Genomic DNA, 21,610 nt, shown 5'->3' on the forward strand with positions numbered 1-21,610 from the left:
TCATGCCGTCGACCGCCCGGACCGGGGAACCTCGTGCGCATCCGCTGGAAACTCTTCTGGCTCTTGGCCGCCATTTCGCTCGTGCCGCTGCTGGCTTTGCGGATCAACAGCCAGTTCGCCTACGGCCGCCTGGCCGAAAAGCTGTCCGCCCGCGTGTCGGCCCATCTGGTGGCCGAGGCCGAAACGCGGCTGGCGCGGCTGGTCGAAGACCACGCCAAGCTCCTGGACGCCCGCCGCCAGGTCCTGTCCCTGGCCGTGTCCATGCAGGCCATGGCCGTGGCCGACGCTCTGGCCCGCAACCCGCCGCCGCCGCGCGTCCCGGACGCCGTGGTTCTGGCCGCCGACGGGTCGGGCATGGGCATGGGCCGCGCGCCGTCCGCAGCGGGTTTCGACGAAACGCCCGGCTATTTCCGCCTGTCCATGGACGGCGCGACCGCGCCCCTGCCCATCGATCCCAACCGCCTGACCCTGCGCCTGCCCCAGGGGAGCGCGGCGGGGGACGTCCGCATCGACGCCCTGGCTTCGACCCTCGGCGCTTTTCGCGAAACGGCGCGGCTGGCCGGCCCCCTGGCCCATTTCCAACTGGCCGCCCTCGCCGACGGCCTGACCGCCATCCATCCGGCCACGCCGGCCGCGCCCAGGCGTTTCGATCCCCGGCTCGCCCCCTGGTACCAGGCGGCCCTGGCCGTCTCCGGCCCGGTCTGGGTCTCGGCCCAGATCGAGCCCGGCACCGGCCGGGTGTGCGTGGCCGTGTCCCGGCGGATCGAAGGACGAAACGGCGCGACGGCCGGGGTGGCGGCCATCCTCACCCCCCTGGACGACCTGCTGGCCTCGGTCACGCCCGCGCGCCACCTCGCCGGCGACGTGGAAGCCCTGCTCGTCGTGGCCGCGCCCGCGGCGCCCGGCGCGGCGCGCCTGGAGGCCCAGGCCGGCGACGGCTCGGCCGGGCACGGGCACGGCTGGCACGCCTTCGTCGCTCCCGCTCCCCTGGTCTCCCCGGACGTCGCGGTCCTCGCCGCCATGGCCGACGACGTGGCCAAGGGCGTCTCCGGAGTGCGCCGCCTCGGCTACGCCGGGCGCGACTGTCTGGCCGCCTACGCCCCCACGGCCCAAAACGAGGCGCTCCTGCAGATCGTGCCCGTGGCCGACGTGCTGGCCGAGGCCAGGGAAGTGGCCGCCAACGTCGGGGAAAGCATCCGGCGGCTCCTCTTTCTCGGTTCGCTCATCGTCGGCGGGGTCATGGTCGCCCTGGTCTTCCTGTCGCTTTCCGCCTCGCGGGCCGTGACCCGACCGGTGCTGGCCCTGACCGGCGCGGCGCGAAAGCTCGCCGACGGAGACTTCACGGCCCGGGTCGAGGCAAAGGGTTCGGACGAGATCGGGGAGCTCGGACGGGTGTTCAACGAACTGGCCCCGCGCCTGGACGCGCACCTGCGCCTTTGCGAATCCGTGGCCCTGGCCAGCGAGATCCAGCGCAGCCTCCTGCCGACGACCCCGCCGGACGTCCCCGGCCTGGCCCTGGCCGGGGCCAGCCGCTACTGCGACGAAACCGGCGGCGACTATTTCGATTTCCTGTCCTTCGAGGGGCCCAAGGCCGGCATCCTCGGCGTGGCCCTGGGCGACGTCTCGGGCCACGGCCTGGAGGCGGCGCTGCTCATGACCACGGCCCGGGCCCTCCTGCGCCCGCGCGCCGCCGGACCGGGAACGCCGGGCGAAATCCTGGCCGACGTCAACCGCGAACTGGTGCGCGACGTCTACGGCACGGGCCGGTTCATGACCCTGTTCTACCTGGAGGTGGACCCGGCCGCGGGCAGCGCCTCCTTTGCTCGGGGGGGCCACGATCCGGCCCTGCGCTTCGACCCGGCCACGGGGCGCATCGACGAACTGACGGCCAGGGGCATGGCCCTCGGCGCGGCCGCGCAGGCGCGCTACGAAACCGGCTCCGTGGCCCTGGCCCCGGGACAGACCATCCTCATCGGCTCCGACGGCCTGTGGGAAGCCGAAAACCCGGCCGGAGAAATGTTCGGCAAGGCCCGCACCCGGGAAATCCTGGCCCGTCACGCCTCGCGCGGCCCCCGGGCCGTGCTGGACGCCCTTTTCGCCGCCCTGGACGCCTTCCGGGGAGAACGACATCTCGACGACGACGTGACCCTGGTCGCCGTCAGCCTGACCGACGTCCCAGCCCGCTGAAGGAGGAACCGCCATGCCCGTGTCCGAGAAGGAAGCCAAGTTCAAGTACTGCCCGCTTCTGACCACCCACGACGACAAGCTCAAGTTCTGCCAGGGGACCATGTGCATGATGTGGCGCGCCGCCGGTCCCGAGACGGGCTTTTGCGGCCTGGCCGGCCGGCCCGAGGTCCTGGCCGCCAAGGCCTGAGGCCTTGCCCCGGCCGTGGGACAATTCCCGAGCGCGGCGGGAATGTGTTGACGCGGCGGGTTGTTGTGTTAGGGTCGCCGCGGGTTGGGGATCGCCCCCCCCCCCCGAGCACCCCATGCTGCGAGCACTCATCGTCGACGACGATCCGGTTAACAGCCGGTTCCTGCTGGAAATCCTGTCTCCCTACGCCGCCTGCGACACCGCCGGCAACGGGCGCGACGGCCTCGACGCCTTCGGCCGGGCGCTCACCGCCGGCCAGCCCTACGACGTCATCTTCGTGGACGTCATGATGCCCGGCATGGACGGCCACCAGGCCCTGGAAGGCATGCGCCACCTGGAGCACGAACGCGGCGTCACCTCCTCGGACGCGGCCAAGGTCATCATGATCTCGGCCCTGGACGACACCCGCGCCGTGTACCGCGCCTTTTTCCAGGGGCAGGCCCTGTCCTTTCTGGCCAAGCCCTTCACCAGCGACGCCGTGCTGGGCGAACTGCGCAAATTCGACATCATCGGGCGGCATCATTGAAACGCCCCCCAAGGAGCGACGCATGAGCCAGACCCCGGACAGACGCTTCACACCCCAGGAATTGGCAGGCTTCGACGGCGCCGAGGGCCGGCCGGCCTACGTGGCCCACAAGGGCGTCGTCTACGACATCACCGGCAGCCGCCTGTGGAAGGCCGGAAAGCACATGAACCGCCACCACGCCGGCGCGGACATGGGCCTCGACCTGGCCCAGGCCCCCCACTCCCCGGACGTGCTGGAACGCTTTCCCCGGGTGGGCGTGCTCGAAGCGCCGGCCAGGGCCCCCGAGCCCGTGGCCGACCGGGTGCCGGCCTGGCTTTCGCGCTTCATGAAGCGCTACCCCATGCTCAAGCGCCACCCACACCCCATGACCGTGCACTTCCCCATCGCCTTTTGCGTGCTGATCCCCCTGTGCCTGCTCCTGGCCCTGGTCACGGGCTGGGCCGGCTTCGACGCGGCCATGCTGGTGCTGCTCGGCGCGGCCGTCCTTTTTACACCCGTGGCCATCGTCACCGGCCTTTTCACCTGGTGGCTCAACTACGCCTCGGCCCGCATCCGGCCCGTGGTGGTGAAGCTCGTGGCCACGCCGGTCCTGTTCCTGGCCGTGCTGTGGGCCTTCGTGGCCCGGCTTCGCGCCCCGGACTTCCTGGCCCACCCCGGCGACCACCTGGGACTGGTCGTCGTGGTGCTGGCGCTTTTCCCGCTGGTCTCGCTCATCGGCTGGTTCGGCGCGGCCCTGACCTTCCCGCCCCACGACGATTAGGCGCGGCGCGTTCCCATCCGCCTCAAACGGCCCGCCGTCCGGTGACGGCGGGCCGTTTCGTTTCCCGGCTATTCCAAGGGAAAGGTCACGTGGAAGGTGGTGCCCCGGCCGGGCGTGGTGACGAAGCGCAACGTGCCTTTGTGCTTTTCGGCGATGGCCAGGGCGATGCCGAGCCCCTGGCCGCCGCCCTTGCCCACGTCGCGGGTGGTGTAGAAGGGATTGAAGATCTTGTCCTGGATCTCCGGCGGGATGCCCGGCCCATGATCGATGACGGACACGGTCACGTTGCCCCCTTCCAGCCGGCTCTCCACCCGCACGCAGGCATCGGCGCGACCGGCCTGCTCCGTGGCCTGGGCGGCGTTTAAAAGCAGACACAGGAGCAGCTGGTTGAAGTCGCCGGGCACGCAGCACAAAGGCGGCAGCGAATCGGCCAGGTCGGTCTCCAGGCAGACCGCGAACTCCTGGGCGCTTCTGGCCATCTCCACCGTGGCCAGGATGGCCTCGTTGACGTCGATGGCCTGCCGACCCATGCCCTCGGCCCGGGCGAAGCGCTTGATGGAGCGCACGAACCCGGCCACCCGCTCCGTGCCGGTCAGGCTCTCCTCCAGGGCCTGGGGCAGTTCGGCCAGGACCGTCTCCAGGTCGTTGTCCCGGCGATATTCCTCGATCTCCCTTCGTTTGGCCTCGAGTTCCGGCCCGCCCTGGGCCAGGCGCAAGGCGTCCTCGTACCTGTCGATGAGGGAAAGGATGCGCGGGGCGTTGTTCCTGGCGAATTCGAGGTTGCCCGAGACATATTGCAGAGGGGTGTTGATCTCGTGGGCCACGCCGCCGGCCAGGTGGCCGATGGCCTCCAGGCGCTTGGCCGTGGCCAGCCGGCTTTCCAACTGGCGCAGGCGCGTGACGTCGGTATAGACCTCGAGGCTGCCCTGGTAGTCGCCGTCCGGGCCGACGATCGGCGAAGGCGAAGCCATGACGCAAAGGGGTCGGCCGTCCTCGCGGCAAAGTCCGATCTCGTAGGGATCGGCCAGGCCCCGGCGGCGGCCGGCCAGGGCCTCCAGGAACCGCTCCCTGTCCTCGGGGCGCACGCTGTCCGCAAAGGGACGGCCGACGATGTCCGCAAGCGGCCGGCCGAGCAGCTCGCCCAGGGTGTCGTTGGCAAAATCCACGCGCCCTTCGGGCGAAAGCACGGCCAGGCCCTGGTGCATGAGGTCGATCAGCGTGCGGTAGCGCGCCTCGCTCCGGGCCAGGGCGACGCCGTGCTCCTGCCCGGAAAGCTGCGCCCAGCGCAGGACGAAGACGTACTCCATGCGCTCGAAGCAGGCGGCGGCGAAGGCGGCCGCGCGCCGCTCCTCCTCGCCCGGGGGGAAACGCGCGGCGATCCATTCGAGGTAGGCGCGCCTGTAGTATTTGAGCAGCCCCCAGAACATGGCCAGGGAGACCCCGCGCTGGCGATGCCGGGCGGCCTCGGCATCGGCGAAGGCGGCGATAGGGTCGTCTCTTGCCGGACCCGACTGGGGGTATTCGACGACGGATCGCTCGGGAAGGGACAGGGCGTCGAGGATGGCGACGGTCAGGCCCGCGATGGAAGCGCGCCAGGCTTCGACCAGGGAGGAGGTATAGGCCGCGTAGCCATGCGTCGCGGCGTAGGTCCGCACGCGCTCCATGAGCCAAGCCTCGCCGGCAGGCAGGAACTCCTGCAACGCTTCGCGCCAGGACGACGCGGAAGATCGTGTGGGGGACTCCATGGAGCCTCCTGAACAGGCCGTGAACGCGACGCAATTCCGGCTAACGTTTCAATCATCGCTCAAAGGCCAGCCTGCGTCAACGCCCCTCCTTCGTTTGGCCTCCTTGTAATCCGCCTGTGCATTTCCCGACACCGGATCGCAAAAGAACTATCCATTCCTGGACAAGTACCGGCAAACCGTTACAGACCGTAGCGCTAACGGACAAGAAGCTGGACGACGAGCACGGCCAGAACCAGGGCGGGATAGAAGCTCGCCCGGTTGAAGAGCGACGAGGCGGCCTCGTCCCTGAGACTCGTGGCCAGGCGAAAGGCCGGCGGCAACAGCAGCCAGGCTCCGCCGAGCAGCGCCGCCAGCCACAGCGGCGCGGCAACGGCCAGGGGCGAGGCGGCCAGAAGCGGCCCGGAAACGACCAGCGCGGCCGCGAGACAGACCACGGCCAGCCGGCCGGCCCTTTTGTAGCCGATGACCACGGGCAGGGTGCGCGCCCCGGTGACCGCGTCGCGCACCGCGTCGTGCCAGTCGGCCGGGATGTTCTGGCCGCCGATCTCCCAGGCGAACACCCAGGCGAAAAGCCCGGCCAGGAACCAGGGCGAGGGGTCGGGCGCAACGGCCAGGGCGGCGGCCAGGGGGCCCAGCGACTTGACCACGCCGTTTATGAGCGCCCGCAGGTGGGTGACGGTCAGAAGCAGGCAGTAGGCCGTCTCCAGCAGGCAGCCGGCCACCAGCAGCCAGGCGCACAGGGGATTGAGGGCATAGGCCCCGATGAAGGCCGTCACGGCCCAGAACAGGAACCAGGCCACGGCCGCGGGCAGCGACAGGCAGCCGTGGGCCAGAGGATGGCGGATGAACGCCGCGTCCAGGTAGTTGCAGCGGGCGTCCTGGCCGCTTTTTTCCACCTGCCGCTTGTCCGAGCGGTAGTCCACGATGTCGTTTAGGGCATAGACGGCGGTGTAGCCGGCAAAGACGGTAACACAGCCCAGGGCGACGACGGAAAGCGGCGGCAGGCCGCCCCGGCACAACAGCGCGGCGCAAAACGGTCCGGCCAGGTCCAGAATGCCGTGGGGCGTGCGCGAAAGGGCCAGGTAGACGGTCAGGGCGAAGCGTCCGGGGACGCCGGGCCGCGGCGACGAAGGAAGTTGCGACAAGCTAATGGACCTCGTCCTGCGGCGCGGCCTTGCCGCTGAAAACCCGGTACTGGTAGGCGTTGTAGAACACGAGCACGGGCAAAAGCCCTCCGACCACGGCCAGCATGACGCGCAGCATGGGCGCGGGCGCGGCGGCCATGGCCACGGTCACCCCCGGCGGCACGACAAGCGGATACAGGTTCCCGCCGAAGGCCGCGAAGACCAGCGCCAGCAGCACGGCGCAGTACAGGAGCGGCCGCCGCTCCCAGCCCTTGCCGAGCGCCCGGAAATAGAGCGCCGCGCACAGCACGGCCGCGACGATGGTCAACACGAAGGCGGGCGACAGCCCCGACTGGCCGGGCCGGCCCACCAGAAAGCCCAGGCGGCCGTCGAGGAGGATGTAGCCGATGACGAGCACCAGCATGGCCACGGCGGCCGAGCCGTAGCGGATGCCCCAGAGCCGGGCCTGGGTCTGCAGGTCGCCGTCGGTCTTGAGCACGAGCCAGGCCGCGCCGAACATGGCGTAGAGGCAGGCGAGGGTCAGCCCGACCAGGATGGTGAAGGGCGAAAACCAGTCGAAGGCCCCGCCGACGAAACGGCCGTCGGCAAAAGCCATGCCCTGGAGGATGCCGCCGAGCAGGAAGCCGTGGGCCAGGGTCACGGCCAAGCTCCCCCAGCCGAAAACCAGCGACCAGGGCCGCTTGTCCTCGGCCTCGGCCCGGTATTCCAGGCCGATGCCCCGGGCCATGAAGGCGAAGAGCAGGAATCCGGCCGGCAGGTACAGGGCGGCCAGCACCGTGCCGTAGACCAACGGGAACGCGCCGAAGAGCACGCCGCCGAGCATCACCAGCCAGGTCTGGTTGGCGTGCCAGACCGGGTCGATGGAGGCGGTCATCCGGTCCCGCCAGGCCTCGTCGCCGGTGTGCAGGCACAGGATGCCCACGCCGAGGTCGAAGCCGTCGGTGAAGACGTACAGCCACAGCAACAGGGCCATGATCCAGTACCAGACGTCGGCGATGTCCATAGGCATGTCCTTGCGGCGGACGTTGCGGTCTAGCCCCGGGCGTGGGCCGGGGGCGGCAGCTCTTCCATGTTCGGGCCTTTGCGCAGCTGCTTGGCCATGAAATGGAGGAAAAGCGTGAAAAGGACGGCATAAGCCGCGACGAAGCCGCCAAGCGACAGCCAGACCGCGCCCGCGCCGACCGGGGAATGGCCCTCGCCCGTGCGGATGAGGCCGTAGGCCAGCCAGGGCTGGCGGCCCACCTCGCGGGTGATCCAGCCCATGAGCACGGCCAGGTAGGCCCCGCCGGCCATGAGCCCCCAGGCCAGAAAGAGGTTGCGCCGCCCCGGGGCGCGCTCGGGGGTCAGGCCGCCGCGCCGCCACTCCCAGATGGTCCAGGCCATGACCGCCATCATGGCGAAGCCCACGCCCACCATGAGGCGGAAGGCGTAAAAGGGCAGCACGATAGGCGGGCGGTCCGCCTTGGGAAAATCCTTGAGCCCCGGCACCTCGCCCGTGGGCGAGTGGGTGATGAGCAGGCTCAGGGCGTAGGGTATCTGAATCTGGAAGACGTTGTCCTCGGCGGCCGGATCGGGCCAGGCCAGCATGTTCCAGGGCGCGCCGGTCCCGGGCGCATTGGTGTCCCAATGGGCCTCGATGGCCGCCACCTTGGCCGGCTGGAGCCGGCCGATCTCCTGGCCGTTGGCGTCGCCGACCAGGGCCTGCAAGGGGGCGACGACGATGGCGGCCAGGGCGGCGAGCTTGAACGACTTGAGAAAAAACGGCACGTTGCGGCCAAGCAGAATGTTGGCCCCCGAGACCGCGCCGATCACGAACAGGGAGAGCTCCAGGCAGGCCAGATACATGTGGGAAAAAGCCAGGGGCAGGTCCGGGGAAAAGACGGCGGCGAGGTAGTCGGTGACGACGAACAGGCCGTTTTCGATGTGCCCGCCCGAGGGCGTCTGCATCCAGGAGTTGGCCACCAGAATCCAGAAGGCCGAGAGCGACGAGCCGAAGGCCACCATGCCGGTGGCGAAAAAGTGCATCTTCGGCCCCACCCGCTTCCAGCCGAAGAGCATGATGTAGAGGAAGGCCGATTCGAGCATGAAGGCCATGGTGCCCTCGAAGCCGAGGATCTGGCCGAAGAAGTTGCCGACCGTGGCCGAAAACGGCCCCCAGTTGGTGCCGAACTGGAATTCCAGCGGAATGCCCGAAACCACGCCCACGGCGAAGTTGACCGCGAAAAGCCCGGACCAGAAGCGGAACTGGCGGAAGTAGACCAGGTCGCCCGTGCGCAGCCACTGCCATTCGACCAGGACCAGATAGAGCGCCAGGCCGATGGTGAGCGTCGGGAAGGTGATGTGAAAGGCCGTCGTCAGGGCGAACTGCACCCGGGACAGGAAGACGGGGTCGGTCAGCACGTCCACCAGCGCCTCCTTGGCCCCGTCAGGGGCGGGGGGTCTTCACGGCCACGGCCAGGATGAAAAGCCGCGATTCGTGCCAGCCCGGCAGCAGGGAAAGCCCCGCTTCGTCCAGGGCCTGCCGGAACTCCGGGCCGTGGAAACGGTTTTCCCGGGGGTGGGCCAACATGACCCGGAACACCGGATTGGCGTAGAGCGGCGGATAAATTTCCTCGAAATAGAACGTGCCGCCCGGGCGCAGCACCCGGCCGACCTCGGCCACGCCCCGCCGCCAGTCGGGCAGGTGGTGGATGATGCCGAAATTGACCACCACGTCGAAGGCTCCGTCGGGGTACGGCAGGCGCTCGGCGTCGCCGAGGACGAAGACGCTTCGCGCCAGGGGGCCTTTTTTCGGCCGCCGGGCCGCGATCCGCACCATGGCCGGGTCGACGTCCAGGCCGTGGTAGACCGAGGGGGCGAAGGCCCGGGCGAAGATGCCTGCCCCGCCGCCGTCGCCGCAGCCGATCTCGAGCACTCTGGCCCCGGGCGGAATGGGTTTCGTGGCCCGAAAATAGCGGACTTCGCGCCACTGGGCGATCTTTCGCGCGAAGCTGCGGCAATAGAACCGTTCGGGCCAGTTGACTTCCATGCCCCCCCCTTTGATGCCGACCGGGCGTCAGTCTCCCATGTTGCACCAGACAGCCGGGGGCGCTGTCAAGGAAAATCTCTATGCACGACTACGGCTTGCGCCCGGTGAAGATCCGGGCCAGGCCGAAGGTCAGGTCCGTGACCGCGCATTCGACGAATCCGGCCTCGGCCATCTGGGCGGTGAAGGCCGCGTCGGACGGAAAGGCGTCCACGGACTCCACCAGATAGCTGTAGGCGTAGTCCGTGCGCGACAGAAAGTTGCCGATGGGCGGCAGGAAGCGGTCGAAATAGAAGCGGTAGAGCGCCCTGCCCAACTCGCTTCGGGGCATGCCGAACTCCATGACGTGCATGCGCCCGCCCGGGACGAGCACGCGATGAAATTCCCGCATGACCGCCACCCGCTCGGCGATGTTGCGGATGCCGAAGGCCATGGTCACGGCCGAGACGCTCCCCGCCTTGACCGGGACGTCCCGGCAGTCGGCCACGGCCAGGCGGTAGCCGGCCACGCCCCTTTTTTTCACTTTTCCGGCGGCCTTTTCCAGCATGGCCGGGGAGAAGTCGAGGCCCAGCACCCGCAGTCCGGGCCGGCGGCGGCGGATGGCCAGGGCCACCTCGCCCGTGCCCGTGGCCGCATCGAGCACCAGTCCGTAGCCCGGCTCGATCATGTCCACCAGCCGTCTGCGCCAGTAGATGTCCACGCCCAGGGACAGGGCGCTGTTCTGGAAGTCGTAGGAAAAGGCGATGTCCTCGAACATCCGCCGCACAAGCACGTCACGCATGAGGGCTCCCGGGGCTTCAGGGGTTGGCGGCGGCCGGCTCCACCAACCGCAGCTTCTGCCACGCCCCGCCCTTGTAGCGCAAGGCCAGCACCACGGCCAGGGTCAGGGCGTAGAGGGCGAAAAAGCCCCACAGCGGCACGATGCCGATGTGCAGCCAGTGCACGGCGGCCCAGGCCGGGGCCACCAGGGCGAAAAAGGAGACGCACCCGGCCGAGAGCATGAGAAAGCGTGTGTCCCCGGCCCCGCGCAGCACCCCGAAGCAGGTGTGCAGCACGATGTCGCAAGCCCCCAGCGCCACGCCCCAGGCGAAAAGCGGCCGGCACAGGGCGATCACCGAGGCGAAGTCGGCGTCCGCCTCGCGCGGCGCGAAAAACCCGGCCAGGGTCTCGGGCAGGCCGAGGTAGAACACGGCCATGACCGCCATGTAGACGGCCATGAGGCGCAGGGCGCTGCCGGCGGCCCGCCGGGCTTCGTCCGGCCGGCCCGCGCCCATGGACTGCCCCACCACCACGGCCAGGCCCGAGGACAGGCCCAGAAGCGGCATGAAGGCCGGGGTGTTGGCCGAAAGCACCAGGCTCGTGGCGGCAAGCTCCGTGACGCCGAGCCGGCCGGCCAGGGCGATGAACACCGTGACCGCGAACACGTCGAGGAAGATCTGCGCCCCGCCCGGCGCGCCGAGCAGCGCCAGCTTCTTGAACAGCGCCCAGTCGGGCCGGTGCGAGCGGCGCGTGCCGAAGAGCCGGTCGTTTTGCCGGGTGAAGATCAGCACGGCGTAGGTCCCGGCCATGGCCGCCCAGGCCGCCACCGTGGCCAGGGCCGAGCCGGCGACGCCGAGCGGCGGCAGGCCGAACTTGCCGAAGATCAGCACGTAGTTGAGCGGGATGTTGAGCAGCGCGCCGCCGAAATTGACCAGCATCACGGCCCGGGTCAGCCCCCGGCCGCTGAAGAAGGCGGCCAGGCTCGCCTCCAGCACCATGAGCCCCGCCCCGTACATGAGCACCCGGAAATACACGACCTCGATGCGCCGCACCTCGGGCGCGTGGTCCATGGCCGCGAAAATGTCCTCGGAGAAAAGCGCGATGGCGACCAGGGCCGCGAAGGAGGCCAGGGAGAAGTAGATGCCCTGCCACAGCACCGCGCCGATGGCCTGCGGCCGTCCCGCGCCGACGTTCTGGGCGATGAGCACGCCCACGTAGCCCACGGTGCCGAGGAAAAAGGAGGTGAAAAGGAAAAAAGCCGCGCCCGACGGCATGGCCGCGGCCAGGGCGTCCTTGGAATACCAGCCGAGAAAAAGGCGGTCGGTCAGATGCATGGCCGTGATCGAGCCCATGCCGGCCAGAAGCGGCAGGCCCACGCGCAGGACGTGGGCATAGCCGCCGGGGCCTTGCCAGCGGTTCATGGCGTGACCTCGTCGGCCCCTCGGGAACGGGGACCGGGTTGGGACGGCCCAGCGACAGGCGGCCATCCGGGAGGTTGGGGTTTGTGGCAGAGTTTTTGCTAGACGTCAAGGCGCGAATCCGTCGCCAATGCCGGAACCGAGGAGCCGACCATGGGTACCGATGCCGAGGCCGCCACCGTGGACATCCTGGAAGCGCTGCTTTCCGCGCCGCCGGCCGAATCGCCCGCCGCAAGCGAAGCCTTTCCCGATCCGTCGTGCCTGGCCCGGCTCCTGCGCCCCGCCCCGGCCCCCAGGCCGGCCAAGCCCCGCCTCGTGCCCGCTTCCGCCGCGCCGGCCCCGCCGCCGGCCGCCAGGGCCCGGGCCAAGCGCAAGGCCACGCACTATTTCGAGGAAACCGTGGCCGCGCGCCTGGACGCGGCCCGGGATGCCCTGACCGGCCGCGGCCCCGGCCGCGTGACCAAGTCCGGCATCGTGGAGGCCGCCCTGGCCCTGGCCCTGGACGCCTACGAGGCCGAGGGGCAGGACAGCCCCCTGTGCCGCCGCCTGGGCCGGACAGCCGTCGCCGGCCGCCATCGCACCTGAGGATCGCGCCCCGGAAAAACACGCCCGCGCGACTCGAGCCAATCGGAGGGCCTCATGCTCGCCATCTGCCCCTTCTGCCGCGCCCGACAGGACGTTCCCGACCCGGCCCCGGCCGGCGGCGTGACCTGCGCCAGCTGCCACCGCCGCTTCGCCGCCAGGCGCGTCGCCCAGGTCCCGGCCGAGGAAGCCCCGGCTTGGCTTCGCATCGAACGCCCCCACGGCGTCTTCGACCGACCGGCCGTGGTCGCCCGGCAGATCGCCGTGGCCACGGCCGCCGCGTCCGTCCCCGAGCCCGTGCCCGAGCCCCGGGACGCTGCCGCGCCGCCGGTCCTGGCCGAGCCCGACGCCGCCGAGGAGCGCGCCGCGGCCGCCGCCCTTTCGGCCATCCGCCGCCAGATCGCCGCCGCGCCCGAACCCGCGCCCCGGCCGGCGACGGCCCAGGCCGTCCCGGCCGCCCGGCGCATCGGCGTCATGCTCAGCAAAGGCGGCGTGGGCAAGACCACCACGGCCGTGAACCTGGCCGCCGCCCTGGCCATGGCCGGGCGCAGGACGCTGCTCGTCGACGCCGACACCCAGGGCCAGGCCGCCTACGCCCTGGGCGTTTCGCCCAAGGTCGGGCTGGCCGAGCTGGTGGAGGGCATCGCCTCGCCCGACGAGGCGCTCTTCCCGGCCCGGGAGGGTCTGTGGCTCCTGGCCGGCGGCAAGGCCCTGGCCGGGCTCAAGCGGCTGATCACCCGCAAGGATTTCGGCGGCGAGCGCACCCTGGCCGACGCCCTGGCTCCCCTCGACGCCCGCTGCGACGTGGTGGTCGTGGACTGCGCCCCGGGCTGGGACGCCCTGTCGGTCAACGTGCTCTTCTACGTGACCGAGGTGCTCGTGCCCGTGGCCCTGGAAGCCATGTCGCTCCAAGGCTTCTCGGAATTCCTCCAGAGCTTCGCCGCGGTCTCGCGCTACCGGCCGGAGCTGACCCTGTCGCACATCGTGCCGACGTTCCTGGACAAGCGCGTGCGCGGCCCGGCCGCCCTTTGCGACGAGCTCGCCACCCTCTACCCCGAGCGCATCTGCCCGCCCATCCGCTACAACGTGAAGCTCTCCGAGGCCCCGGCCGAAGGCCGGACCATCTTCGAATACGCCCCCCGCTCCCCCGGCGCCCGCGACTACGCCGCCCTGGCCCGCCATGTGGCGGGGTGAGGGGAAGAGGAGGGAGGGGGAGGCCTCCGGCGGCCAGGAGGGGGTGACCCCCTCCTGGACCTCCCCACCTGGGGAAAAATGGGAGGATAGTGGGAAAACGGTCCACGGGGGGTGGAAAAGGGGGCCAGGGGACGGAAGCGGAGGCGAACGGTTACGGCCGTGATGGCGGCCGGTTGGCGCGGAAAAGGGAAAGCTATTCCACGTTGTGTGGAATGGTGCCGGCCGGCGGCGTGGCGCTCAAAAGCGGCCCCGCCGATTCCGGCGCGGTCTTCATCTTGGCCAGCACCGCCTCGTGGCCGCGCAGCACCGAAGCCAGCACCGGCAGGGACAGGCGGTGGGCGGCGATGCGCGGGATGGCCCCGGGGCGCGTCTTGCCCGAGACCGGATCGTCGCCGGTGCGGAAGAGGTAGACGAACCCGGCCTCCCCGAGCATGCGGGTATAGGCCTCGCTGTGCGCGCCGTAGGGATAGGCGAAATACTTGGAATCGTGCCCGACCACCTCGCGGAAGCGCTCCACGCTCTTGCGGATGTCCTCGCGGGCGAAGGCCTCGTCCCGGGCCAGGCGCGGCGAATGGCTGAAGGAGTGGTTGCCGAAGGTGACCTTGGGATAGGCCTTGAGCGCGTCGATGTCGGCCTGGGACAGGGTGGCCGAGCAGTACTTGTTGGCCACGTAGGCCATGGGCAGAAACAGCGTGAAGGGCAGGTCGCGGCGCTTGAGTTCGGGAAAGGCCTGCATGACCGTGGCCCAGCCGTCGTCGATGGCGATGACCACGGATTTTTCGGGCGGGTTGCGGCCCTCGTCCAGGCAACGGGCCAGCTCGTCCATGGAGATGACCTTGTGCCCGGTCTGTTCCAGGTAGTCGAGCTGGGCGGCGAAAGCGGCCAGGGAAATGGACATGGAGGACCGCACGCCGAAGCTGTGGTAGACGAGGATGGTCGTGGCGAAGGCCGGGGCCGCCGTCAGGATGAGGAAGCATAATCCGGCCAGAATGGCAGCGTGGAGCCTGACGGCGCGCATGGGCACCCTCCGGGAGCGACGTTCGCCCGCGACTCTTGCGGCCGCGTGCGGGCGACGGGTTAAGGTTTGACCGTACCAGAGGCGTCGGCGGCGCGCAAACGCTCGGCCGCGCCCATGATCGTGTTCACGTACACCTGGCTGTGGTTGTAGCCGTAAAACACCTTGCGCATGGCCTCCTCGCTCATGGGCTGCTTCCAGCCCATGGCGCGCAGGATGTTGCCGAGGCTCATGAGCGCGTCGTCCACGTTGAAAAGGTCCGCCTTGCCGTCGCCGTCGCCGTCCACGGCGTACTTGAGGGCGTTGGAGGGCATGAACTGGCAGATGCCGATGGCCCCGTAGATGGAGCCCGGCATGGACAGCGGATCGATCCCCTGGGCGTCGGCGTAGCGCAAAAGGGCCTTGAGCTCGCCGTAGGCCCACTCGCCCTTCTCCCGGGCCTTCTGCTCGAGCCAGGCCTGCCGCTTGGCGTCGGGCCGCTCGTAGGCGAAGGCCGAGGCGGTCAGGGCCGGATTCTCGGCCGCGACGAGGCTCGACAGGTTGACCACGGCCACCACGTCGCCGAGGTAGTGCCCCACCCGGGTCTCCACGGCCAAAAGCGCCACCAGGTATTCCTCGGGCACGCCGTAGCGTTCGCGCACCCTGGCCAGGGCCTTGCGGTTCCTGGCGTAGAACTCCTTGGCCTCGGCCAGCCGCTCGGGGCTCAGGACCACGTCGTGGACTTCCTGATCGCTGAAATCCGGAAAGGCGATGCCCGCCGGCGCGTGCTGGGGACGCCTGTCGAGCTCGGCCAGGAGCGCCTCGGAAGCAGCGGGGTTGGGCGGCAGGCCCACGGCTGTCTGGTAGGCCTTGATGGACCACTTGGTCATGCGGTCGAGCCGCCCGTCCGCCGGGCCGGGATACCAGCCCAGGCCGGAGAGGCGCTGCTGCACGTCGGCCACCAGGCGCAGGCCGTACTTGCGCATGTAAAGCGCGGTCAGCTTGTCGGCCATGGCCTTCTGGCTGAAGACCATCTCGGCCCGGGAGAAGAGCCGGCGCAGCTTGGCCTCAGGAAAGCCGTCGGCCGCCAGCCGCGACACCACCGGCTCGAAGGCCGGGTCCACGGTGGAGGCGGCCACGGCCGCGCCCACGCCCAGCGCCGCCAGGCCCACGACCAAGGCGTAGCCGCACCAGGCCCACGCCCGCTTGACGAACGGTTTTCTGCTCATTGCCGCACCACGGCCGGTCTGGCGGCCAGTACCTGGACGATCCGGGTCAGAACCGCCACCACGGCCAGGGAAAAGACCAGCCGCCCGACGAATGTGCCCCACAGGCTCGCGCCGATCAAGTACATGAGCAGCGTATCCTCGATGAGCGCGTGGGAAAGGCTCATGAGGCTCATGGACGCGAACACGTCGCGCTTGGCCACCTTGCCCTGGCGCACCTCGAGCAGGATGAGCCCCGAGCCGTAGGCCAGGCCCATGACCAGGCCGACCACGGTGAGCGTGGCCGCCGCGCCGCCGATGCCCATGAGGCGCAGAAAGGGCAAAAGCGCCTTCTCGAAAAGGCGCGTCACCCCGAGCTTGTCGAGCGCCCGCATGAGGCCGACCAGCGCGGCGATGACCAGGTAGATCATGCCGAGGTTTTTGACTTCGCCGAGCGCCCAGGTCCCAAGGCCCGCGTCGCCCTGGGGCGGGGCGAAAAGGAGCGTGGCCGGCTGGGAGAGCGTGCCGGTCGCGGCGAAGGTCGCGTGCAGCAGCGCCCCGCAGGCCAGCGCGCCGCCAAGGCGCAGCGCCGCCTGGCCCCAGAAGCTCACGCCGCACTTTTGCGCGATGGCCCCTTCCACGAAGATGTTGTGGCCGATGAGCATCATCGTGCCGAGCACCGTGGCCTGGGCCGCGGTCAGGGCGGGCATGGAGGGGACCAGGGCCGCGTGCACGGCCAGGGCGGCGTAGAGGTTGTTGGCGATGGCCGTGGCCCAGGTCAGACCGCATTCCGGCGGCAGGCCGACGAGTTCCATGAGCGGTGCCAACGGCTCGGCCAGGTAGGTTATCCAGCCGAGCTCCTTGAAGATCTTCACGCCGATGAGGATCGGCACCATGATCTTGAAGAGATCCAGGCAGATTTTGGCGGCATCGACGGCCACGGCGCGCGCCGCGCGCGGCAGACTGGCAAGGATGGTGCTCATGGGCAAGCGGCGAAGGTCAGGGGACGACCTTGCCCCCCTGGCTCATGGCCATGTAGCCGGTGAAGGCGGCCTCGGTCATGATGCCCGAGCCCACGTACACGGCGCGCCAGTCCTCCGGGGTCAGCGTGGTCCCCTCCATGGCCGTGCGCAACTGGATGTCGTAGACCATGATGGTGAGGTACTGCCGGGCCGGGTCGTTGCCGGCCTTGGCCAGGGCCAGGGCGGCGTCGGTGGTGGCGGCGGCGGACCATTTGCCGGCCCAGGAGGCCACGTAGACCTGACGGGCGTAGGTTCTGTAGTCTTCGGGAGCGGCGGACTTGGCCTGGGCGGCGGCCTTGGCCTTGGCCACGGCGTCGCGCACCTGGGCCACGTTGTCCGCGGTCAGGGGCATGGCCTGGGGGCCGGCCGGCGGCGCGGGGGCCTTGTCGGCGAACGTGCCGCAGCCGCAAAGCAGCAGGGTCATCAAAAGCAGTGCCGACGCCGTCCTGAGCGCCATGTTCGCCTCCGCGATGGAATGCCCGGGCAAGCCGGGCCGGAGGCGAGAAAACCATGTTCCGCCGGATTTGTCCATTGCGGCGGGGCGTTCGGGCCGCCCCGCCGCGCCCGGCTTACTTGCCGAGCGTGTCGAAGGCGCTCAGGATGTGCGAGGAGTAGACGAAGGCCGCTCCGGCGTTGAGGCCCACGGCCACGGCCAGGGTCTCGAGCAGTTCCTCGCGGCTGGCCCCGGCGTCGGCCGCGCCCTTCGCGTGCACGGCGATGCAGGTGTCGCAGCGCGTGGTGGCGGCCACGGCCAGGGCGATGAGTTCCCTGGTCTTGGCGTCCAGCGCCCCGTGGGCCGCGCCGGCCTTGTCCAGGGTTTCCATGGCTTGCATGAGCTTGGGATTGCCCTTGGCCAACGCGCCCATATCCTGCATGGCGGCGCCAAGCAGTCCCTTCCAGTCCGTACCCATGTGCCGTCCTCCTTGGGTTTGGCCGCGCGAGGCGGCCCGATGGGCGGGAACGCGGACCCCATCCGCTCCCGCATCCATGGGTGCTGTCGTAAACCGGCGTCCAGGTCAAGGCGCGCGGTCAGCGAAGCCCCGCCCGGGCCATGACCTTGGCCACGTAATCCCGGGTCTCGGGGATGTCGGGGATGGGGCCGGCCCGGGGCACGCGGCCCGGGCCGGCGTTGTAGGCGGCCAGGGCCAGGCGCACGTCGCCGTAGGCGTCGAGCAGCGAGCGCATGTAACGTATGCCGGCCTCCAGGTTGGAGGCCCCGTCGAAGGCGTCGGCCAGGCCCAGGTCCTTGCCGGTGCCGGGCATGATCTGCATGAGTCCGGCCGCGCCCTTGGGCGAGACGGCCCTGGCCTCGAAGCCGGACTCCACTTCCACCATGGCCCGCACCAGGTTGGGGTCCAGGCCGTGGCGGCGGCAGTAGTAGCGTATGAAGGGCACGACCTTGTTCTGGTCCGTGCCGGCGGGCAGGCGCATGTAGTCGAAGGGCTGATAGTTGTCGTCGAGCTTTTTGTTGCTCAGGTGGATCTGGCCTTTGGCGTCGCGGTACTGGTAGATGGCCTGGGCCGCCGCCGCGTCCGTGGTCGTGGCGGCCAGGGCGGCGGCGAGGAGCAGGCAGGCGACGCTTTTGAACATGAGCCGACTGTGCTTCGCCCGGGCGGATTTTGCAACTCCCGCCGCCCTACTCCCGAAAGCGCAGGGAGAAGCCGTGCACGGCCACGTCCTGGGTGACGGCCGAACTCGTGGCCTCGGTGAAACCGAAGCGCACGGCGTCGAGCCCGGCATGGTTCGTCGCGTCGAGGGAAACGGCGGAGACGACTTGCGGCGTCTGCGCCGTATAGTCCAGGCTCACGTCGCTTTTGCCGACGCCTTCCGGATCGATCCAGACCTTGAGCGTGTAGCTGCCGCCGCCGGACGCGGACGTGCGCAGCAGTTCCAGGCGCAGGCTGTGCTCCTCGCCGTCCTCCAGCCATTGGGGGCCGCCGGAGGTCGCGGCTTTTTCGTAATAGCCGCCCTTGGCCAGGCTGGGGTTGACCGGGTCCGTTCCCGCGCCGTGCACGTTGTCGTCGTAGGAGGTGGCCGTATCGCCCCAGTAGACCACGGCCACGTGGTTGGCGTTGCTGGCGTCGCGGCGGGAGTTGGTGGATTTGGGATCGCCGCTGCCGCGATTGGGGTAGGTGTCGATCTCCACGGCCATCTTCGGGGGCGCGATGCCTTTGCCGCTGGGTCCCGGCCCGGCGTAGCCCAGGTATTCGCCGCCCGTGGCCGCGGCCGGTCCGCCGGCGGCGGTGGCCGGGTCGTTGGCGGCCGTGATCACGGCGAAGGTGAAGCCGTCGCCGTAGGTCTTGGATTGTGCATGGGTGTCGTAGCCGGAGAAGGCGAAGCCGAAATAGGCGCGAAACCCCGTGCCCAGGGCGCAGGCTCCGGCCTGGCACGAGCCCTTGTCGCCGGTGTACCAGACCGCGCCCGTGGTCTCGGCCGCGCCGCCGCCCAGGCGCACCCAGCCGCCGGCGTAGCGCGAGGCGTTTTGCGCGAAAAGCGACGTCCATTCGGCCGTCGTCAGGGTCGCCGGGGCGTTGTCCACGTCCTTGCCGTAGACCTGCACGGCGCTCCCGCTGTTGGTGGTCTTGCCGACGACCGGGGTCTTGAAGGCATCTATGTCGTCGTCGAAGGTGATGGTGGAGCCGGAGCCGCCGCGCCTTGCCGTGACGGTGGCGCTGGTCTGGGAGGACGTGCCGGCGCGCACGGTGCCGGTGCTGGTCACGGCGTAGACGCCGCCGCTGTCAGGCCCGAGCTGGCCGATGGTGATGGCGTCGACTCCGAGGGTGAAGGTTCCTGTGGTTTCCGGGGTCCAGAGGTTGAGGCCGGACAGGGCGAGGTAGCGGGCGCGCAGCGCGTCCGCCCCGGCTTGCGGGGTCTGGTCGGCGGAGGAGCTTATGGTGGCCAGCGCGGCGGCTATGGCGGAGAGGGTGGTCAAAGCGAAGACGGTGAAAAGGAAGGTGTAGCCGGCGGCAGCGGCGGCACGGTGGTGAAAAATCGTTTTCCGTAGTTCGCCTCGGCCATGATCCATGACAGCCACTCGGCGGAAGCAGGATGGTGCTTGCGGCGACAGGAGAGGAAATATTGTCGCCGCAGACTATTGGACATTATACATAGCCTCCTACATGGTGGCAAAATGTTTTAACGAAACAAGTATATAAATATAGGTTTATTTACCAATTTGCCAAAGCATAATTTGCAGGTACATACACGATATTAGCACTCCAGTCGATATTACTCATTGTTCCTGAGGTAACGAGCGCACCAATAACATTATTATTTGCTCCCCCGAGATTGATCGTCTTCGCAGTAAACATGGTTCCAAACCAATTCGTTCCCCATCCCAGTGTGCCATTGCCATGACTTTCCCAGTAAACTTTGGCCGCATACGACGTGGCGACACCCGTCATATCCGACCAAGTCGATCCATTTGTCGATACATTCATATTTGAAGATCCACCTATCGATATATCATTCGTCACAAATATTAAAATATCTCCACCCGAAACATCATAATTGATTGTGGTTGCCCAGCCTAAACTCACAGAATTAAAATAATATGTTCCAGCCTTGAACGTAATCGTCACAGAATCACCGCTCGTCAGATTCCTATAACTTCCAGGCTGCAATGGATTATTTTTTCCATACGTCGTATCGGCCCACGGAAGATAAACATCTTTCGTACTTGTATTTGTAAATGATTTTTGCGGTGGGTTTGAATCTTGCCGACATGTTGTAGGAGCTGTTGGCTTGATATTTGGCGGATAGCTCGTCGTTTCCGTATATGAACCAACAGAGCTTCCTCCAACTACCGTGACTTTTTTCCCGATCGCTTGACCAACAATAGTTGTGCCCCACGACAATGCTATCGTGCCCCCGGAATAGACGCTCCCTGCCACCTGCTCCGAGCCACCTTGAAAATTAATATTCCCATTTGCATAAGCATTCTTAGAAAGCTGCGCAGCCCATCCAGTCGTTATATACTGCTGTGCATTCACATCACCGAGAAACTTCACACTCCCGTCTGTCTTCACATAGCCGCCACTATAGACATTCCCACCTGCCGTGGAAGCATACTTCAAATAAACATTGCCAGCCGCATTGATGGTGCTTGAAACACTCGACTGGTCCAACGTCACGTCTCCACCGGAACAAAGCGAACCTTTTATCGTCGTAGCAAAACCAAGATTGGCATCTCCGACCGTAATAACATTTCCATCAATTTCCGCTTGGCTAACAGTCAGCGTTTTAGCATAAACATCGCCAACGACCTTTGCCGCTCCGCCAATCGTAACCGCAGCATTTCCCGAATAAATAACATAATCCGCTGGGCTAGTTGTATTTGTATTCCCACCTGGGTTATAAGGCACTCCATTTGCACCACCAGTATAACTTCCCTTCGATCCACCATACAACACATATCCATAAACACCTCTTCCAGAACTATCGTAAGCTGTTCCAACCAAATTTGTAATTTGATAGTCTCCGCCAGCACCATTATAATTAAAATTTCCAAGCTGGTACGAGAACGAACCAAGTGCACCAACATTATATATTACAACTCCCCCTCCTCCCATATTTCCAATAAAACCTGAGAGATTTAAATTGGAACTCTGCGCCGCCTGCTGCATTCCCAAAATATAATTGAGGCCGGCATTGGCGTTGTAATACGCCCGCATACCGGCTTCCTGCTCCAACTTCGATTGCAATGCCGCCGGACTCATGAGTGCCACCGTCGCGCCGGCGACGCCCAGCACCACAAGCGCGCCGATGGCCCATAGCATGGTCGAACCGCTTTTGCCGCCGGGCAACGCCTGCCGCAGTCGATCGATCACTGGGCGCAAGAACGATGGTGCCATGAAATCAC

21 protein-coding genes are annotated in these 21,610 nt (G+C 68.0%); 6 read left to right on the forward strand and 15 right to left on the reverse strand.

Translation table 11 applies throughout. The features are described from left to right. Window positions 1-33 precede the first annotated feature (33 nt). The 4 genes from Q1K70_RS00545 to Q1K70_RS00560 all read left to right on the forward strand — a co-directional run bounded on the left by Q1K70_RS00545 (window position 34) and on the right by Q1K70_RS00560 (window position 3,660). Window positions 34-2,187, forward strand: coding sequence for a SpoIIE family protein phosphatase (locus tag Q1K70_RS00545; protein WP_300154255.1), 2,154 nt, complete (start codon window positions 34-36; stop codon window positions 2,185-2,187). Window positions 2,188-2,200: 13 nt separating this feature from the next. Next, on the forward strand, window positions 2,201-2,374 hold the full coding sequence (locus tag Q1K70_RS00550; protein ID WP_300154258.1) for a hypothetical protein: 174 nt from the start codon (window positions 2,201-2,203) through the stop codon (window positions 2,372-2,374). Between the two features lie 115 nt (window positions 2,375-2,489). After that, the gene (locus Q1K70_RS00555; protein WP_300154261.1) at window positions 2,490-2,900 is read left to right on the forward strand and encodes a response regulator; all 411 of its coding nucleotides are present in this window, start codon (window positions 2,490-2,492) and stop codon (window positions 2,898-2,900) included. Between the two features lie 22 nt (window positions 2,901-2,922). Further along, window positions 2,923-3,660, forward strand: a complete 738-nt coding sequence (locus Q1K70_RS00560) for a DUF2231 domain-containing protein (protein ID WP_300154264.1) — start codon at window positions 2,923-2,925, stop codon at window positions 3,658-3,660. A gap of 68 nt (window positions 3,661-3,728) precedes the next feature. Here the strand turns inward: Q1K70_RS00560 and Q1K70_RS00565 are convergent, their stop codons facing one another. From Q1K70_RS00565 to Q1K70_RS00595, 7 genes are all read right to left on the reverse strand, one after another. Further along, window positions 3,729-5,405 (reverse strand): ATP-binding protein, encoded by a 1,677-nt coding sequence (locus tag Q1K70_RS00565; RefSeq protein WP_300154266.1) that lies wholly within the window; start codon window positions 5,403-5,405, stop codon window positions 3,729-3,731. A 194-nt stretch (window positions 5,406-5,599) separates the two neighbouring features. Continuing rightward, a complete protein-coding gene (locus tag Q1K70_RS00570) occupies window positions 5,600-6,550 on the reverse strand; it encodes a UbiA family prenyltransferase (protein ID WP_300154269.1) in 951 nt (316 codons plus the stop codon). A 1-nt stretch (window position 6,551) separates the two neighbouring features. Continuing rightward, complete coding sequence (locus Q1K70_RS00575) at window positions 6,552-7,553, reverse strand: cytochrome d ubiquinol oxidase subunit II (protein ID WP_300154272.1); 1,002 nt, start codon at window positions 7,551-7,553, stop codon at window positions 6,552-6,554. A gap of 29 nt (window positions 7,554-7,582) precedes the next feature. Further along, entirely contained in the window at window positions 7,583-8,956 is a 1,374-nt protein-coding gene (locus Q1K70_RS00580) for a cytochrome ubiquinol oxidase subunit I (RefSeq protein WP_300154275.1), read from the reverse strand. A gap of 19 nt (window positions 8,957-8,975) precedes the next feature. Then, complete coding sequence (locus Q1K70_RS00585; protein WP_300154277.1) at window positions 8,976-9,578, reverse strand: class I SAM-dependent methyltransferase; 603 nt, start codon at window positions 9,576-9,578, stop codon at window positions 8,976-8,978. An 88-nt stretch (window positions 9,579-9,666) separates the two neighbouring features. Continuing rightward, on the reverse strand, window positions 9,667-10,356 hold the full coding sequence (locus tag Q1K70_RS00590; RefSeq protein WP_300154280.1) for a ubiquinone/menaquinone biosynthesis methyltransferase: 690 nt from the start codon (window positions 10,354-10,356) through the stop codon (window positions 9,667-9,669). Window positions 10,357-10,372: 16 nt separating this feature from the next. Then, a complete protein-coding gene (locus Q1K70_RS00595) occupies window positions 10,373-11,755 on the reverse strand; it encodes an MATE family efflux transporter (RefSeq protein ID WP_300154283.1) in 1,383 nt (460 codons plus the stop codon). Window positions 11,756-11,905: 150 nt separating this feature from the next. Between Q1K70_RS00595 and Q1K70_RS00600 the strand changes: the two genes are divergently transcribed. Next, window positions 11,906-12,337: a hypothetical protein gene (locus Q1K70_RS00600; protein ID WP_300154286.1), complete on the forward strand. Its 432-nt coding sequence runs from the start codon at window positions 11,906-11,908 to the stop codon at window positions 12,335-12,337. 54 nt (window positions 12,338-12,391) lie between these two features. Continuing rightward, window positions 12,392-13,528: a ParA family protein gene (locus tag Q1K70_RS00605; protein ID WP_300154289.1), complete on the forward strand. Its 1,137-nt coding sequence runs from the start codon at window positions 12,392-12,394 to the stop codon at window positions 13,526-13,528. A gap of 193 nt (window positions 13,529-13,721) precedes the next feature. On the opposite strand, the gene Q1K70_RS00610 is transcribed toward Q1K70_RS00605, so the two are convergent. From Q1K70_RS00610 to Q1K70_RS00645, 8 genes are all read right to left on the reverse strand, one after another. Beyond that, entirely contained in the window at window positions 13,722-14,546 is an 825-nt protein-coding gene (locus Q1K70_RS00610) for a polysaccharide deacetylase family protein (RefSeq protein WP_300154292.1), read from the reverse strand. 59 nt (window positions 14,547-14,605) lie between these two features. Next, window positions 14,606-15,751 carry a lytic murein transglycosylase gene (locus Q1K70_RS00615; protein ID WP_300154295.1) on the reverse strand — a complete coding sequence of 382 codons (1,146 nt, stop codon included), beginning with the start codon at window positions 15,749-15,751 and terminating at the stop codon, window positions 14,606-14,608. After that, window positions 15,748-16,710, reverse strand: a complete 963-nt coding sequence (locus Q1K70_RS00620; protein ID WP_300154297.1) for a hypothetical protein — start codon at window positions 16,708-16,710, stop codon at window positions 15,748-15,750. Before Q1K70_RS00620 ends, Q1K70_RS00615 begins: the two co-directional genes overlap by 4 nt. A gap of 16 nt (window positions 16,711-16,726) precedes the next feature. Beyond that, window positions 16,727-17,206, reverse strand: a complete 480-nt coding sequence (locus tag Q1K70_RS00625) for a hypothetical protein (RefSeq protein ID WP_300154300.1) — start codon at window positions 17,204-17,206, stop codon at window positions 16,727-16,729. A gap of 112 nt (window positions 17,207-17,318) precedes the next feature. Then, window positions 17,319-17,660, reverse strand: coding sequence for a carboxymuconolactone decarboxylase family protein (locus tag Q1K70_RS00630; RefSeq protein ID WP_300154303.1), 342 nt, complete (start codon window positions 17,658-17,660; stop codon window positions 17,319-17,321). A 118-nt stretch (window positions 17,661-17,778) separates the two neighbouring features. Next, the gene (locus tag Q1K70_RS00635) at window positions 17,779-18,339 is read right to left on the reverse strand and encodes a lytic transglycosylase domain-containing protein (protein ID WP_300154306.1); all 561 of its coding nucleotides are present in this window, start codon (window positions 18,337-18,339) and stop codon (window positions 17,779-17,781) included. Between the two features lie 46 nt (window positions 18,340-18,385). Then, window positions 18,386-19,774, reverse strand: coding sequence for a hypothetical protein (locus Q1K70_RS00640; protein ID WP_300154309.1), 1,389 nt, complete (start codon window positions 19,772-19,774; stop codon window positions 18,386-18,388). A gap of 142 nt (window positions 19,775-19,916) precedes the next feature. Continuing rightward, window positions 19,917-21,602, reverse strand: a complete 1,686-nt coding sequence (locus Q1K70_RS00645) for a hypothetical protein (RefSeq protein ID WP_300154311.1) — start codon at window positions 21,600-21,602, stop codon at window positions 19,917-19,919. Between the last annotated feature and the right edge of the window lie 8 nt (window positions 21,603-21,610).

Source organism: Solidesulfovibrio sp., from assembly GCF_029978005.1.
Taxonomy (GTDB): domain Bacteria; phylum Desulfobacterota; class Desulfovibrionia; order Desulfovibrionales; family Desulfovibrionaceae; genus Solidesulfovibrio.